This window comes from Planococcus maritimus (assembly GCF_001687625.2).
GTDB lineage: Bacteria > Bacillota > Bacilli > Bacillales_A > Planococcaceae > Planococcus > Planococcus maritimus.
On record NZ_CP016538.2, the window covers coordinates 475,691 to 489,749 of the forward strand.

The window sequence follows — 14,059 nt, forward strand, 5'->3', positions numbered from 1 at the left end:
TTACGGGAGAGGTGGTCAATATACAGAATTTTAGTGTAGACGGCATCATTTTGATCGGCGGGATCTTCCTGCTGGCTGGCGTTTTGATGACCAAAGTATCCGCACGCGCCGGTGTTCCCTCACTCGTTTTGTTTATGTTTCTCGGCATGGTTTTAGGAAGCGATGTTTCTGGTCTTATTTATTTTTCCAATGCAGAATTCGCACAAATGGTCGGAATTGTTGCCCTCATTATTATTCTCTTCGAAGGCGGATTGCAAACTCAGTGGAAGCATATCCGGCCTGTACTCGGTAGTTCAATCGTTCTGGCGACGCTTGGGGTTTTGATCACGACAGGCATTGTCGCTGTCGCAGCGTATTATGTGTTTGAGTTAACTTGGCTGCAAGCTTTGTTGTTAGGCTCCATTGTCGGTTCGACGGATGCCGCAGCAGTATTCTCAGTGCTCGCAGGCCAAAATATCAAATCCAAAATCTCTTCAACGCTCGAAGCGGAGTCAGGAACGAACGATCCGATGGCGATGTTTTTGACCATCGCTTTCGTGCAATTGATCATGATCCCGGATTCATCGGTGTGGACGATGCTCGGCAGTTTCCTGCTTCAAATGGGGTTGGGCTTAGTTCTCGGGCTCGCGCTTGGCTTTTTTGCGTCATGGACCATCAACCGGATCAGGCTTGATGCATCCGGGCTGTACGCGGTGCTTGCCGCGGGTTTTGCGATTTTCATCTATAGTTTTACATCTGTTCTTGGCGGCAGCGGCTTGCTCGCCGTTTACTTGGCAGCCCTTGTCATCGGTACGCGTGATTTGACGCATAGCTATTCGATTATTTCTTTCCATGAAGGATTCGCTTGGCTCATGCAAATCGTCATGTTCGTCATTCTCGGTCTACTTGTTTTCCCGAGCCAATTGGCTGATTGGGAATTGATTTGGAAAGGGCTTGTGCTATCGTTCGTGTTGATTTTTGTGGCGCGTCCGGTCGCTGTTTTCATCAGTACGGCATTTTTCGATTATGATGTGAAAGAAAAACTGTTCATGTCCTGGGCAGGGCTGCGCGGAGCGGTACCGATCGTTCTTGCAACGTTCCCAATGCTCGCCGGCATGGAAAACAGCATCTTGTTTTTCAATATCGTATCATTCATCGTGTTAACGTCTGCCTTGCTGCAAGGGTCGACCATCCCATTTTTTGCAGAGAAACTCGGCTTGAACGGCCGTCCAGTCCCAAAACGCATCCATTCCTTGGAACTGGTGTCGATGGACCGGGCCAATGCTGAAATGCTCGAAGTCGAGCTGTCGGAGAAATCGCCTTTTGCTGGCCAATTGGTTCAGACGATCGGCTTGCCGAACCAAACCTTGATCAGTGCCATCATCCGTTCAGGTAAACTGGTCATGCCGACGGGGACGACGCGTCTCAGAAAAGGGGACGTTTTGTATGTGCTCACGGAAAAGAAGCAAGTGCCAAAAGTGAAACTGGTGCTTGGAGAAGAAGATTTTGTCAATTAAGCTTGCCGCTGCGGCAAGCTTTTTTCAATGGAGAGGAAGGATTTTCCACGCCCTCAGTCGAAAGAAAAACGAAAAGGGGGATTCATTCATGAACAAGAAAAAGTGGGGGAAGTGGCTATTGATCGCATTCGGCACGTTGGTCGTGCTGGGCATCGCCGCAGTTATTTTTGCAAACGTTTACATATCGAAGTCGAAACCAGTCATTGAAGGAGAAGTAGCCGTCGCGGCATTGGAGGAACAAGTGACGGTCGTACGGGACGACATTGGAGTGCCGCATATACGGGCTGAAAGCGACGCGGATCTGTACCGCGCGCAAGGCTATGTACAAGCGCAGGACCGCTTGTTTCAAATGGATTTATCCAGACGGCAGGCAAGCGGCCGATTGGCTGAAGTGATTGGGGAAGCGGCAGTCGATACCGATAAATACTTTCGCACCTTTAGCTTGCGCCGAGCGGGTGAAGCGTCCTGGGATGGCTATGGTGAACAAGCGAAGCAAGTGCTCGAGTGGTATGCAGAAGGCGTCAATGCCTACATCGAGGAAGCAAAAGAAGAGGGGCGACTGAGCTATGAATTCGCGTTGCTCGGCTATGAACCGGAACCTTGGACACCGGTTGATTCTTTGGCAATCGGCAAATTCATGGCTTATGATCTCGGCGGCCATTGGAATTCGCTGGCGGTCAGGCACTGGGCGCTAAATGAATTCCCGGAAGATAAAGCGCGTGAATTGTTCATCCGCTATCCGGAAGAGGCACCTGCGATTTTAGCGGCCAATCAACAACAGCCGGTGACGGTTGCCGGCGCGTTCGATCCAGCGGTCATCCCGCCGGAATTCAACGGCAGCAATAACTGGGTTGTGTCTGGGGATAAGACGGAAAGCGGCTTGCCGCTGTTGGCGGACGATCCGCATCTCGGGCTCAGCACGCCATCGATTTGGTACCAAATGCATTTGGAGTCACCCGAGCAAAATGTCAGCGGCGTCATTTTTGCAGGCATTCCGGGAATCATTCTTGGCCATAACGAGCAAATCGCGTGGGGCGTGACGAACGTCGGACCGGATGTGCAGGATTTGTATATTGAAACGCCGAATCCTGATGATCCGACACAGTTCCGCTACGAAGGAGAGTGGGAGCAAGCAGAGGTGCTAGATGAGCCAATCCAGGTAAAAGACGGAGAGACCGTCGACTTTGAAGTGCTCGTTACTCGCCACGGCCCAATCGTCTCACCGGTCTTGTACGAGGAAGAAGAACCATCCGCCGTCTTTTCGATGCAATGGACGGCACTGGAGCCGACACTGGAATTGCAAGCTGTGTTAAATTTCAACAAAGCGGAAAACTGGGAACAGTTCGAAACGGCATTGGAAGATTTCCAGGCGCCTGCACAAAATTTCGTCTTTGCATCGACCGATGGAACAATTGCATACAAAGCGAACGGTCGCATCCCGATCCGCAAGCAAGGCGATGGACAATTGCCGGTGCCAGGCGATTCTGCAGAATACGGCTGGGATGGCTATGTGCCATTCGATGAATTGCCGCGCTCGGTCAATCCGGAATCTGGCTTTATCGCAACGGCCAATAACCAGGTGGTAGATGATAGCTATCCCTACCACATCACAGATTTTTGGGCGCAATCTTACCGCTATGAGCGCATAGCGGAAGTGCTGGAGAGCAACGATAAACTGACCGCACAAGACATGATGGACTTGCAAATGGACCAGAAGAATTTGTACGCTGCCGAATTTCTTGAAGGGATGATCGGAGAAGTCGAAAACGTGACGGATGAACACGAAGAATTATTCGAAATGCTGCGCAGTTGGGACCAAGTCGATAGTGCCGGGCAAGCAGCGCCTTTTGTGTTCCATACGTGGATGCGTCAATTGCCAGACACTTTATTTGAGGACCAATTTCCTGAAGACGTCTATGCTATGCTGTCGGGCAAAAATCATATCACAGATGCTTTATTGCGCCGGTCTTTTGAAGGAGACGAGGGCGCGTGGGTCAGTGAATACGGCGGCACCGGAAAATGGCTAGCCGACTCACTGGAGCTGGCACTTGAGGATATCGAAACAGCGCAAGGCAGCGATCCGGAAGACTGGGAATGGGGCGAGTATCATCAATTGACCTTCCCGCATCCAGTTGCTGGGGCGTCGCCAATTCTCGAGCAGTTCTTAAATCCAGATAAAGTGCCGGTGGGCGGTTCGAACATCACCGTCCAAGCAGCGGCGTTCAACGATAATGGCGATGTTGACCACGGGGCATCGTGGCGTTTTGTCGCCGATTTGGCTGATTTGTCGAAAGCCTATCATATCGTTGGCCCAGGGCTCAGTGGACATATGAAATCCGACTTTTTCCATAACCAGGTCGACAAATGGGCGCAAGGCGATTTTCATGAAACCCAGATCGAAGGCGAAGTGGAAGGGGCCGAATTAACGCTTACTCCTGAATAAGGTATACTGAAGAAAAATGTACGGAGGATTTTATGAAAAAGATATTGGCTGTAGGATTTGGCGGCATGGCCGGATCGCTGCTTCGCGCGGCCGTGTTTCAATTCGTTGGCGCGGGGATGGGCTTGTGGCTGGTGAATATTGTTGGGAGTTTTTTCATCGGCATCGCAGCCGCCCGGTTAGTAACCCGTTCAGCGGAGACGCGGTTGTTCGTCTCGACTGGGCTAATCGGTTCGTTCACGAGTTTTTCCGCCTTTTCGGCAGATTGGTTTCGCTTGCTTGACTCGTCTTTGCTGGCTGGCCTGATATATGCTTGTGGCATGACGGCTGCATCGATTGCAGCAGCAGCTTTCGGACTCTTGGCGGGACGCAAGGGGGCGGTCGAATGATCAATATCGCCGTATTCGGTTTTCTCGGGGCGGTTGCGCGCTATCTTTGTTACGTGGCGGTGGAAACCCGTGCGCATCAGCCGAAGCTCGCGACATGGTTCGTCAACAGCGCCGGTTCGTTCGTGATCGGTGCGTGTATTGGGGCAGGCTTGCCGGCATCTTCTAGCATCTTTGCCTTTCTCGGAGCGTTCACGACGTTTTCAACAATGGCGCTCGATAGCGTGAAAGATTTTGAAGATGGCCAGTGGAAACGCGGTGCATTTTATATTTCCGCGACGCTTATTTGTGGCTTGTTGCTGTTTGCGGCCGGCTATTCCATTGCTTCTGTATAAAAAAACCGTTCCGCTAAATCAGCGGGACGGTTTTTGCGTTTTATTTGATGACTAAGACTGGCGCTTTAACGCGCTTGGCTACTTTGTGGCTCACGCTGCCGAGCACAAATTCCTGCACAGGATTCAAGCCGCGACTGCCGATAATGACTAGATCGTAAGGGTGTTCGTTGGCATGTGAGACGATTGCTGGCCCAGGCGCTCCATGGACAATAGCGCTTTTCACAGAGATACCTGCCTGATGGAAAATGTCTTCGAAAGGCGCCAAGTACTCACGGGTAGCTGCGGCGATTTGCTCGCTTGTGAGCCCGCGATTGCTTTCCTTTTCGGATTTTCCATAGTCGACGGCACAAATCAATGTCACTTCTGCTTCTACGTGGTTTTTAACAAGTTGCATCGCATGGTGTGCGGCGCGTTTTGAATGATCAGATCCATCGATAGCGACCAATACGTGTTGGTACATAATTCGTCTCCCCTGTTCTATGGTGTCATTGTTTTTCTTAGTATAGCATTCCTTGAATTAACAGAGGAGCTTCCTTATCATTCAAATCATGGTTTGACTGTTTGTTTGAGAAGACGTATACTGGAGTCAATCAAATGAAGGTTTGAATGAAAGGTGTGAGCAGTATGACAGAAGTGTGCGAGATTACAAAAGTTCATCCTGAGTCAGTCGATCGTGTCCAAAAACATATGGTCGAGCTAGCAGGCGTTTCGTCGCTGTTCAAAGCGCTAGCGGATGAAACACGCTTAAAGATCGCCTATGCGCTGACGATTGAAGCTGAAATGTGCGTCTGCGACATCGCGGCTGTGATCGGTTCTTCAACGGCGACCGCATCTCATCATTTACGGTATTTGCGTGAACGGGATTTGGCGAAATCCGAGCGCAAAGGCAAACAAATTTATTATTCACTGGCGGATGACCACGTCCGTCAGCTGGTGACCATCGCGAATGAACATGCGAAAGAAGGTGTTTCAGTTGAGCAAAACCTATCGTCTTGAAAATTTATCATGCACCAGCTGTGCGGCAAAGTTCGAACAGAACATCCGCAATCTGCCAGAGGCGAAAAACGTTGAATTGAATTTCGGCGCATCCAAACTGCGGGTCGATGGCAATGTGTCGATTGAAGAATTGGAAAAAGCGGGCGCATTCGACCATATCCGCGTCTATCCAGAAAAACAACGCGTTCCGCATGTCCCATTTTACAAACGGCGCCAGACGGTAGAGACGGCCATTTCCTTTGTCTTTCTGCTCGTCGGCATTATCGCTTCCTTCCAGCTAGGTGAGACGCATCCAGCGTCGATCGGCTTGTTCGGTGCATCGATGCTCATTGGCGGCTACCGGATGTTCACGACCGGTTTAAAAAACCTCGGCCGTTTGGAATTCGACATGAAAACTTTGATGACTATTGCTATTATTGGTGCTGTCATTATCGGGGAATGGCGGGAAGGCGCAGTTGTCGTATTCTTATTTGCCATCAGCGAAGCGCTTGAATCGTTCTCGATGAACAAAGCGCGCCAATCGATTCGTTCACTGATGGATCTTGCTCCTTCCCGCGCATTGATTCAGCGCGACGGGGAATTAATTGAGCTAGAGACCGAAGACATCCGGATCGGCGACGTGTTAATCGTCAAGCCTGGCCAAAAAATTGCTATGGATGGAACCGTTTTGCGTGGTGAGTCGGCTGTCAATCAAGCGGCGATCACCGGGGAATCGATTCCTGCCACAAAACAGCCGGGTGACGAAGTATTTGCAGGAACCATGAACGAAGAAGGCGCGTTGGAAGTGACTGTCACTAAGCGGGTAGAAGATACAACCATCGCGAAAATCATCCATCTAGTAGAAGAGGCGCAGGCGGAAAAAGCACCTTCTCAGCAATTTGTCGACCGTTTCGCCAAATACTACACGCCGGCGATTATCGCTGTCGCATTTTTGGTCGCACTCGTTCCAGGATTCATTACAGGGAATTGGGATTTATGGGTCTATCAAGGCTTGGCCGTTCTCGTTGTTGGCTGCCCATGTGCACTTGTCGTGTCGACACCTGTTGCGATTGTAACAGCGATTGGCAATGCGGCGAGGCAGGGAGTTCTTATCAAAGGCGGTATTCATTTGGAAGAAACCGGGCGCATCCAGGCAGTCGCATTCGACAAGACCGGCACTTTGACAAAAGGCTATCCGGAATTGACTGATGTATTGCCAGAAGAAGGCTATACGCGGGAAGAAGTCGTCAAGCTTGCGGCGTCTGTGGAATCTCTGTCACAGCACCCGCTCGCCCGCGCCATCACGAAACAAGCACCTGAACTGTATCCATCTGAGCGTTTCCAATCCTTGACCGGTAAAGGCGTGCACGCGGAAATCGGCGGTACGCGTATCCGTGTCGGCAGCTTGAAATGGGCAGAGGAGCACGGATTCCACGCACCAGAAGCTGCATATCGCCTGCAAGAAAGCGGGAAATCCGCAATGGCGGTATTTTCCGGCAAGCATTTATTCGGAGTAATCGGCGTGGCAGATGCCATCAGGGAGGAAAGTCCCCGCATCATCCAAGAGTTAAAAGATATCGGGGTGCAGCAGACCATCATGCTGACGGGCGATCATCCTGCGACGGCGAAAGCCATTGCCGCGGAAATCGGGGTAACGGATATCCGTGCCGGCTTGATGCCTGAAGATAAACTGACCGCCGTCAAAGAGCTGCAAGCGCAGTATGGCCGCGTGGCGATGATCGGCGACGGCATCAACGACGCACCGGCACTCGCCGCGTCCGACATTGGAATCGCGATGGGCGGAGCGGGCACAGATGCAGCGCTTGAAACAGCCGACATCGCCTTGATGGCGGATGATTTGGAAAAACTTCCATATACTATTCGACTAAGCCGAAAAACTTTGCGTATAATAAAGGAAAATATCATCTTTGCACTGGCACTGAAAATCTTGGCGCTTTTATTGATCATTCCAGGTTGGCTCACTCTATGGATTGCGATTTTTGCGGATATGGGGGCTACGCTATTGGTCATCTTGAATGCATTGCGCCTGGTGAAAGTCCAGAAGTAAGAGGCGTTTGGAGGTTACGATTTGAAGTTAACAGAATGGACTATGGAAGAGCACGAAAAATTAATTGAATTTATGACCACAAACTCGTGGCCTTATCATGGCCATGAGCACCCGGTGCGTGCCTTGATCGAAAAAACAATCGTTGAAGGCGGCTATAAATCAGATCAAGTCAAAACCTTTTGGATCGAAAATGATGAAGGTGAACAAGTCGGATTGGTGAAAATCTTCGACTTACAAGATGAGATTCCGCTGTTCGATTTGCGGATTGCCGATTCCTACCGTGGCCAGGGCTATGGCCCGAAAGCGCTGCGCATGATCGCCGATTTCGTCTTTTCCTTGCCGGAGAAAAAAATCCGCCTAGAAGGCCATACACGCCACGATAATTTTGCGATGCGCAAAGCTTTCGAACGTACCGGATTTGTAAAGGAAGCGCATTTGCGCCAGGCGTGGTTCTCGCCCAAGCAAAACCGTTACCACGATGCGGTGACTTATGGCATGACTCGTGAAGACTGGCAAGCGGGCGTGACGACACCGGTCATGTGGGATGATGCGGTCCAAGCAAAGGCAGAGCCGCCGTTCAATCCGGTGTTGCTGGAGTTTCCGGAAGTTTTCGAGTCCGAGCGTTTGTTGATCCGTGCGCCGAAAAAGGAAGACGCTATACTTAGCTACGAAGCGGTGCGCCATTCACTCGAAGCATTGCGGCCATGGATGCCATTCGCGCAAAACGAGCCGGACCTTGCGGTGATGACGGCGAATCTCATCGAAGCGGCAGCGGATTTTGAACTGCGTAAAGACCTGCGGCTGCATTTCTTCGATAAAAACAGCGGACAGTTCATCGGTTCGAGCGGCTTGCACCGCATTGACTGGGAAGTGCGCAAATTTGAAATCGGCTATTGGGTGGACAGCCGCTTTGAAGGACAAGGCTATGTAACAGAAGCGGTCGAGCGCATCACCCGTTTTGCCTTTGAAGAGCTGCAAGCGAACCGCGTCGAAATCCGTTGTGATCCGGATAACGTTAGAAGCCGTGCGGTAGCGGAGCGTCTTGGTTTTGACCTAGAAGGCATCTTGCGTAAGGATAGCCTGTCGAGACATGACGGTAAGATCCGCGATACATGTGTGTATGCAAAAGTGAGAGCATAAAAAAACCCCCGAAACAGCAGAGGAAACTGCTGTTTCGGGGTTTTTAAAGGTCAGGTGTTTAGCTAAACACCTTTCCTGCCTGTCACTAAGTTCACGATCAAGACGATTGCTGCGATGATCAAAAGAATGTGAATAAGTCCGCCTGCTACGTCTAATAAGAATCCGATCACCCATACCGCAAGAATTACTACCAAAATAATCCAAAGAATACGTCCCATGTTCTGCACCTGCCTTTCCTGTTTATCGATCTTTTGTGTTATACCTATTAGTACCCTGAGCGAAAAAACCCTAAACCTCCAGATAACCACCCAATACAAAATTTATGAAAGTTGGAAAATTGCCTTTATTCCGCGCTTTGGCGTGCTCGCGTCTAGGGCTTGTGCTCAGTTGTTCACAAAGCGGCAGTATAGTAAACTGAACATAGCGACGCGAGGGAGGAACGGAATTTGCCTACTCCAAGTATGGAAGATCATATTGAAATCATTTATTCATTGATAGAGCAAAAAGGATACGCGCGCGTCTCGGATATTGCCGAGGCGCTATCGGTGCTGCCATCATCCGTGACGAAGATGGTACAGAAACTCGATAAAGACGGCTATTTGATTTATGAACGCTATCGTGGGCTGATGCTCACGCCGAAGGGACAGAAACTTGGAAAACGCTTGTTGCAGCGACATGACTTGCTCGAGCAATTCCTGCGGCTAATCGGTGTGGACGAGGACAAAATCTACGATGACGTAGAAGGAATCGAGCATCATTTGAGCTGGAATTCCATCGACCGCATCGCTGACTTGGTCCAGTTGCTTGAAGAAGATCAAGATGTAGTGGAAAAATTGAAGAAGTTGAGCAAAGAACAAAAAAACAGCTAACCCAAATAGAGGAGGTATGCAGCATGGCTTTGCATCCAGGATTGAAAGCATTATTGCACATTAAAGACCGTTCCACATCCCAGTGGATCTTAACAGATGGTTCAGGGGATGAGGTAACAATGAACGCATCGGAAATCGAAGAAGGGCAAGAGGTCGGCACGGAGATTGAAGTCTTCTTATACCGCAACCGTCAAGGCGGCATCTCCGCCACTCCAATGATTCCGCATATTTTGCCGAGTGAATACGGCTGGGCAAAAGTATTGAAAATTTCACCGCGAGAAGGCGCAGTTGTTGATATCGGCACGACACGTGAAGTATACGTGCTGCCAGCCGATTTGCCGCCAGTTCAAGAACTATGGCCAGCGCAAGGAGATCATATCTTCATGACACTCCGAACAGACCGCTATGGCGATCTATACGGGCGTTTGGCGACAGAAGAAAAAGTGCTGGAGCTCTACGAAGCGGCACCTGCAGAAGTTTATAATAAAGACTTGAAAGCACGCGCTTATCGCTTGCTGCCGGTTGGCTCATTCATGCTGACGGTACCAGAGAACTACCGCGTCTTTGTCCACGAATCAGAACGCGAAGCAGAACCACGCCTCGGCGAAGAAAAAACCGTGCGCGTCATCGATGTCAAAGACGATGGAACGCTTAACGGCTCGCTATTGCCACGCAAACAAGAACGCCTGTCAGACGATGCCGAAGAAATCTTGCGCTATTTAGAAAACGCGGGTGGCCAAATGCCGTTTACCGATAAATCGTCGCCTGATGAAATCATGGAAATGTTCGGCATGAGTAAAGCAGCATTTAAGCGCGCGCTCGGCCGGCTTTACAAAGAACGTCGCATCTTGCAAGAAGACGGCTGGACAAAAATGCTCGGTTAAGGAACCTTTCTGCCTCAAATGCGTACTACTATTTGAAGAAAGGGGCAAAAAAAGATGAAAAAATTAATGACACTGGCCGCTTTGGCGCTTGCTTTTATGTTGGCGTTTGCCGGCGCAGCATCCGCGAATGTCGGAATAAATGAGAAATTCGGCTTGCCAATCGTCGTCTATGGAGGCGATTTATCCGCCGACGAAAAGGCGCAAGTCGCTGAAAGCCTGGACGTGGCTGGGGAAGCAGAAGTGGAAGAAATCGAAGTGACCGGACAAGACTTGGTCACTTACATTCAGGACGGGGACGCGCGTGCGCGCATGTATTCTTCGGCTAAAATTACCCGCACCGAAGAAGGCGAAGGGCTGGTCATTGAGATCACTACCCCAGACAATATTACTCAAGTGACAACAGATATGTATGCCAACGCCATGCTGACGGCGGGCATTGAAAATGCAACGGTCGAAGTCGCTGCGCCAAAAGCGGTAACGGGGCATTCAGCACTTGTTGGGATTTATAAAGCTTATGAAGTGAACGGGGAACAACTTGATCCTGAACGGACGGATGTCGCCAATGACGAATTATCCGTTGCAACGGAATTGTCTGAAGGCGGCGTCGACCAAGATAAAGTCAGCGAATTGCTGACGGAAATCAAAAAGCAAATCGCCGAGCAAAATCCGGCTACACGTGAGGACGTTGAACAAATCGTCGAGGAGCAATTGAGCCGTCTCCAGATCGAACTGAGTCCAGAAGACCGCCAATTACTGGTCGATTTGATGGACCGTATCCGTCAACTCGATATCGATTTCTCGAAATGGTCAACTGAATTGGAAGACTTGAGCAAGACAATCGGGGATAAAATCGAAACCGTCGTCAATGACGAAGGATTCTGGGAAAGTGTTAAACAATTTTTCCGTGATTTGGCCAATACGGTCCGTGGCTGGTTTAACTAATCCGCTTGCTTATAACCAGTATGGATAAAGTAAAAACAACATAATTGAACGAAATGAAGGCTGATCCGACAAATCATTTACATGGTTTCGAGGTCAGCTTTTTTAGTATGTCTGTACTGCTTAGTGAACTGCAAACAGCTATCTTGCAGAAAAATGCTGTGGAATGCTAAACTAAAGGTAACAATCTCGAATTCGAGATAAAGAAAGGGTGTTTTTCATGCAAGTTGCAGGCATACACCATGTTTCAGCGATTACAGCCAATGCAGATCAAAACCATGACTTTTTTACGCGCGTTCTCGGAATGCGCCTTGTTAAAAAAAGTGTCAATCAGGATAACCCATCTTCCTACCATTTGTTTTATGCAGATGCAGTAGGAACGCCGGGAACCGACATGACCTATTTTGATATCCCGATGGCGGGAAGGACCTATCCGGGCGTCACTTCCATCAGCAATACCGGTTTCCGTATCCCGTCTCAACAAGCGATGGATTATTGGCTAGAGCGTTTTCGTGAATTTGGCGTTCCGCACGGCGAACCAACCCAGCGCTTTGGCCGTGACACTGTCGAATTTCAGGATTTTGAAGGCTCCCGTTTAATGCTGGTCGTCGATAACGGAGAAGGTATTCCATTCGGCAAACCATGGACAAGAGCAAGTGTGCCGGAAGCGTTTGCCATCCGGGGGCTTGGGCCAGTCAGACTGACGGTGAGGAAAGCAGAACGGACAGCCAATGTATTGACGGATGTCCTTGGCTTTTCAAAGGTTGGTGCCTACGCGCCAGTGGTGGAAGGACAACCCGAAATAATTGTCTACACTACAGGAGAAGGCGGCCCAGGCGGCGAAATACATTTAGAAGAACGCTCAGATCTTCCGCCGGAGCGTCCTGGCCGCGGCAGTGTGCACCATGTAGCGTTCCGTGTGAAAACTGATGAAGAGTATCATCGGTGGAACGAACGATTACGGGCGCGTGGTTTTCAGACGTCTGGAGAAGTGGATCGCCATTATTTCAAAGCGATTTATTTTAGAGAACCGAACGGAATCCTGTTTGAATTATCGACAGATGGCCCCGGCTTTGCGACTGATGAAAACGCAGACGAACTTGGAGAAGGCTTGGCTTTGCCGCCATTCCTCGAACCGAGGCGCAAGGAAATCGAGGACTCTCTTCGCCCGTTGAAGATAAACCTGTAAGCGGCAGGATTACGCAAGCTTGTATAAATTAAATAGACTTGAGGAGGAATGGGATTAATGGAATTAAAATTTACAGAACTTGGCCATGATGAGTTTGCTTTCCGGGAGACGGAGGGCGATTTAGTGAAAGCCGAAATCACATGGACACAAATGGCTGATTTGATGGTCATGGAATATACCTTTGTCGAAGAAAACTTACGCGGTCAAGGGTTCGCTAAACAATTGGTCGATCATGCGGCAGCTTATGCCCGTGATAATCAATTCAAGATGCAGGCGGTTTGTTCTTACGTAGCAGAAACATTTGAGCGTTCTGACGACTACAACGACATCAAAGCCTGACCGCTAAAATAGACATAAAAAAAGCAATCCGTTTCCTCTTGGGATGGATTGCTTTTCTATGTATAATTGACTAGTTTGCTCATAGGCTCACTCCTTCTTACAGGCTTGTCATGAAGAACACGATCGCTGTAAGGATGGATGCGCCGCCTACCCCGTACATGAAATCTGCTTGGTTAAAAATTAATTTGTTTTCCATTATCTGCAACTCCTTTATTATATTATGTCTATTATTGGCTGATAGTAATAAAATACCCATCATGATAAAACTTAAACAAGTTTTATTAAGTTTTTAGCGGGAATGAAAATAATGCGAAACCAAAACGGTTTACAAGCGTATGTATGTAAGAAGCAACAAATTATCAATAGTTGAGGGGCTTGGCCTAATTCTAGGCGTTCGCATCAACGGGGTCCCCAAAAAACAGAAATGGGAGGGTTTTTTTATGAATCAAGCACCAGAGAATTACGGAACCATTAAAAGGACAGGCGAAAAAGCTCTTGGCATCATCGGTTCTATTTTTAATGTCATCGGCATTATCCTATCGATCATCCTCATCACCAGCTTGAGCGGTTTTGAAGGCAGCCAGATGCAAATGCAGTTGGAAGAGGAAATCCGCAATGATCCGAACTTGACGAATCCGCAAGATGTCGAGATGACCATGGATATGGTCAATTCATTCATGCAAGGATTTGATGTACTTGGCTGGATCGTCGTTGTGTTACTCGTTGTTAGCACAGTCTTTGCCGTATTGGCCATGACGAAATTGAAGACAAACGATAAGGCAAATACAGCGGGAATTTTCTTCATCCTTGCCGGAATTTTTGCCGGGATCTTGTCGCTGACATCGATTCTTTTCTACATCGCTGCCATTATGTGCTTCGTGCGCAAGCCGCCGCTCCGTGAAGATGAATTGATGGGCTATGGCAATGAACCTGCTGATCGAAACGATACGGCAACGCGTGAAGACGACACACCGTACCGTCCGTTATAAAAGAAAATAG

Annotated in this window: 15 protein-coding genes; 13 read left to right on the plus strand and 2 right to left on the minus strand. The window is 49.3% G+C overall.

Annotated elements, in window-relative coordinates; all coding sequences use genetic code 11:
* Window positions 1–20 precede the first annotated feature (20 nt).
* From BBI11_RS02515 to BBI11_RS02530, 4 genes are all read left to right on the plus strand, one after another.
* Complete coding sequence (locus BBI11_RS02515) at window positions 21–1,496, plus strand: potassium/proton antiporter (protein WP_068465550.1); 1,476 nt, start codon at window positions 21–23, stop codon at window positions 1,494–1,496.
* A gap of 88 nt (window positions 1,497–1,584) precedes the next feature.
* Window positions 1,585–3,939 (plus strand): penicillin acylase family protein, encoded by a 2,355-nt coding sequence (locus BBI11_RS02520; protein WP_068460332.1) that lies wholly within the window; start codon window positions 1,585–1,587, stop codon window positions 3,937–3,939.
* 32 nt (window positions 3,940–3,971) lie between these two features.
* Complete coding sequence (locus BBI11_RS02525) at window positions 3,972–4,325, plus strand: fluoride efflux transporter FluC (RefSeq protein WP_083388982.1); 354 nt, start codon at window positions 3,972–3,974, stop codon at window positions 4,323–4,325.
* Window positions 4,322–4,657 (plus strand): fluoride efflux transporter FluC, encoded by a 336-nt coding sequence (locus BBI11_RS02530; RefSeq protein WP_068460334.1) that lies wholly within the window; start codon window positions 4,322–4,324, stop codon window positions 4,655–4,657. The genes BBI11_RS02525 and BBI11_RS02530 overlap by 4 nt, the downstream gene beginning before the upstream one ends.
* 40 nt (window positions 4,658–4,697) lie before the next feature.
* On the opposite strand, the gene BBI11_RS02535 is transcribed toward BBI11_RS02530, so the two are convergent.
* Complete coding sequence (locus BBI11_RS02535) at window positions 4,698–5,117, minus strand: universal stress protein (protein ID WP_068460337.1); 420 nt, start codon at window positions 5,115–5,117, stop codon at window positions 4,698–4,700.
* Window positions 5,118–5,281: 164 nt separating this feature from the next.
* Between BBI11_RS02535 and BBI11_RS02540 the strand changes: the two genes are divergently transcribed.
* From BBI11_RS02540 to BBI11_RS02550, 3 genes are read left to right on the plus strand one after another with little or no spacing between them, the layout of a single operon-like run.
* Entirely contained in the window at window positions 5,282–5,653 is a 372-nt protein-coding gene (locus BBI11_RS02540; protein WP_068460339.1) for a metalloregulator ArsR/SmtB family transcription factor, read from the plus strand.
* Window positions 5,610–7,700, plus strand: coding sequence for a heavy metal translocating P-type ATPase (locus BBI11_RS02545; protein ID WP_156889095.1), 2,091 nt, complete (start codon window positions 5,610–5,612; stop codon window positions 7,698–7,700). The genes BBI11_RS02540 and BBI11_RS02545 overlap by 44 nt, the downstream gene beginning before the upstream one ends.
* A 21-nt stretch (window positions 7,701–7,721) precedes the next feature.
* Window positions 7,722–8,840, plus strand: coding sequence for a GNAT family N-acetyltransferase (locus BBI11_RS02550; protein WP_068460343.1), 1,119 nt, complete (start codon window positions 7,722–7,724; stop codon window positions 8,838–8,840).
* 62 nt (window positions 8,841–8,902) lie between these two features.
* Here the strand turns inward: BBI11_RS02550 and BBI11_RS16290 are convergent, their stop codons facing one another.
* Window positions 8,903–9,058 (minus strand): lmo0937 family membrane protein, encoded by a 156-nt coding sequence (locus BBI11_RS16290; protein ID WP_121300999.1) that lies wholly within the window; start codon window positions 9,056–9,058, stop codon window positions 8,903–8,905.
* Between the two features lie 228 nt (window positions 9,059–9,286).
* On the opposite strand from BBI11_RS16290, the gene mntR reads away from it, so the two are divergent.
* The 6 genes from mntR to BBI11_RS02580 all read left to right on the plus strand — a co-directional run bounded on the left by mntR (window position 9,287) and on the right by BBI11_RS02580 (window position 14,049).
* A complete protein-coding gene (gene mntR / locus BBI11_RS02555) occupies window positions 9,287–9,709 on the plus strand; it encodes a transcriptional regulator MntR (RefSeq protein WP_068460345.1) in 423 nt (140 codons plus the stop codon).
* Window positions 9,710–9,732: 23 nt separating this feature from the next.
* A complete protein-coding gene (locus BBI11_RS02560; protein ID WP_068460348.1) occupies window positions 9,733–10,593 on the plus strand; it encodes a CvfB family protein in 861 nt (286 codons plus the stop codon).
* 54 nt (window positions 10,594–10,647) lie between these two features.
* Window positions 10,648–11,535, plus strand: a complete 888-nt coding sequence (locus BBI11_RS02565) for a DUF1002 domain-containing protein (RefSeq protein WP_068460350.1) — start codon at window positions 10,648–10,650, stop codon at window positions 11,533–11,535.
* A 217-nt stretch (window positions 11,536–11,752) separates the two neighbouring features.
* Window positions 11,753–12,721 carry a ring-cleaving dioxygenase gene (locus BBI11_RS02570; protein ID WP_068460352.1) on the plus strand — a complete coding sequence of 323 codons (969 nt, stop codon included), beginning with the start codon at window positions 11,753–11,755 and terminating at the stop codon, window positions 12,719–12,721.
* Window positions 12,722–12,778: 57 nt separating this feature from the next.
* The gene (locus tag BBI11_RS02575; RefSeq protein ID WP_068460354.1) at window positions 12,779–13,060 is read left to right on the plus strand and encodes a GNAT family N-acetyltransferase; all 282 of its coding nucleotides are present in this window, start codon (window positions 12,779–12,781) and stop codon (window positions 13,058–13,060) included.
* Between the two features lie 440 nt (window positions 13,061–13,500).
* A complete protein-coding gene (locus BBI11_RS02580) occupies window positions 13,501–14,049 on the plus strand; it encodes a DUF4064 domain-containing protein (RefSeq protein ID WP_068460356.1) in 549 nt (182 codons plus the stop codon).
* Window positions 14,050–14,059 lie beyond the last annotated feature (10 nt).

What these genes read in the sequence shown, in the direction of transcription:
- BBI11_RS02575 (WP_068460354.1), top strand. Translation starts at nt 12,779, where the DNA reads ATGGAATTAAAATTTACAGAACTTGGCCATGATGAGTTTGCTTTCCGG.
- BBI11_RS02580 (WP_068460356.1), top strand. Translation starts at nt 13,501, where the DNA reads ATGAATCAAGCACCAGAGAATTACGGAACCATTAAAAGGACAGGCGAA.
- BBI11_RS16290 (WP_121300999.1), bottom strand. Translation starts at nt 9,058, where the DNA reads ATGGGACGTATTCTTTGGATTATTTTGGTAGTAATTCTTGCGGTATGG.
- BBI11_RS02565 (WP_068460350.1), top strand. Translation starts at nt 10,648, where the DNA reads ATGAAAAAATTAATGACACTGGCCGCTTTGGCGCTTGCTTTTATGTTG.
- BBI11_RS02535 (WP_068460337.1), bottom strand. Translation starts at nt 5,117, where the DNA reads ATGTACCAACACGTATTGGTCGCTATCGATGGATCTGATCATTCAAAA.
- BBI11_RS02520 (WP_068460332.1), top strand. Translation starts at nt 1,585, where the DNA reads ATGAACAAGAAAAAGTGGGGGAAGTGGCTATTGATCGCATTCGGCACG.
- BBI11_RS02530 (WP_068460334.1), top strand. Translation starts at nt 4,322, where the DNA reads ATGATCAATATCGCCGTATTCGGTTTTCTCGGGGCGGTTGCGCGCTAT.
- BBI11_RS02570 (WP_068460352.1), top strand. Translation starts at nt 11,753, where the DNA reads ATGCAAGTTGCAGGCATACACCATGTTTCAGCGATTACAGCCAATGCA.
- BBI11_RS02545 (WP_156889095.1), top strand. Translation starts at nt 5,610, where the DNA reads ATGCGAAAGAAGGTGTTTCAGTTGAGCAAAACCTATCGTCTTGAAAAT.
- BBI11_RS02525 (WP_083388982.1), top strand. Translation starts at nt 3,972, where the DNA reads ATGAAAAAGATATTGGCTGTAGGATTTGGCGGCATGGCCGGATCGCTG.
- BBI11_RS02540 (WP_068460339.1), top strand. Translation starts at nt 5,282, where the DNA reads ATGACAGAAGTGTGCGAGATTACAAAAGTTCATCCTGAGTCAGTCGAT.
- BBI11_RS02560 (WP_068460348.1), top strand. Translation starts at nt 9,733, where the DNA reads ATGGCTTTGCATCCAGGATTGAAAGCATTATTGCACATTAAAGACCGT.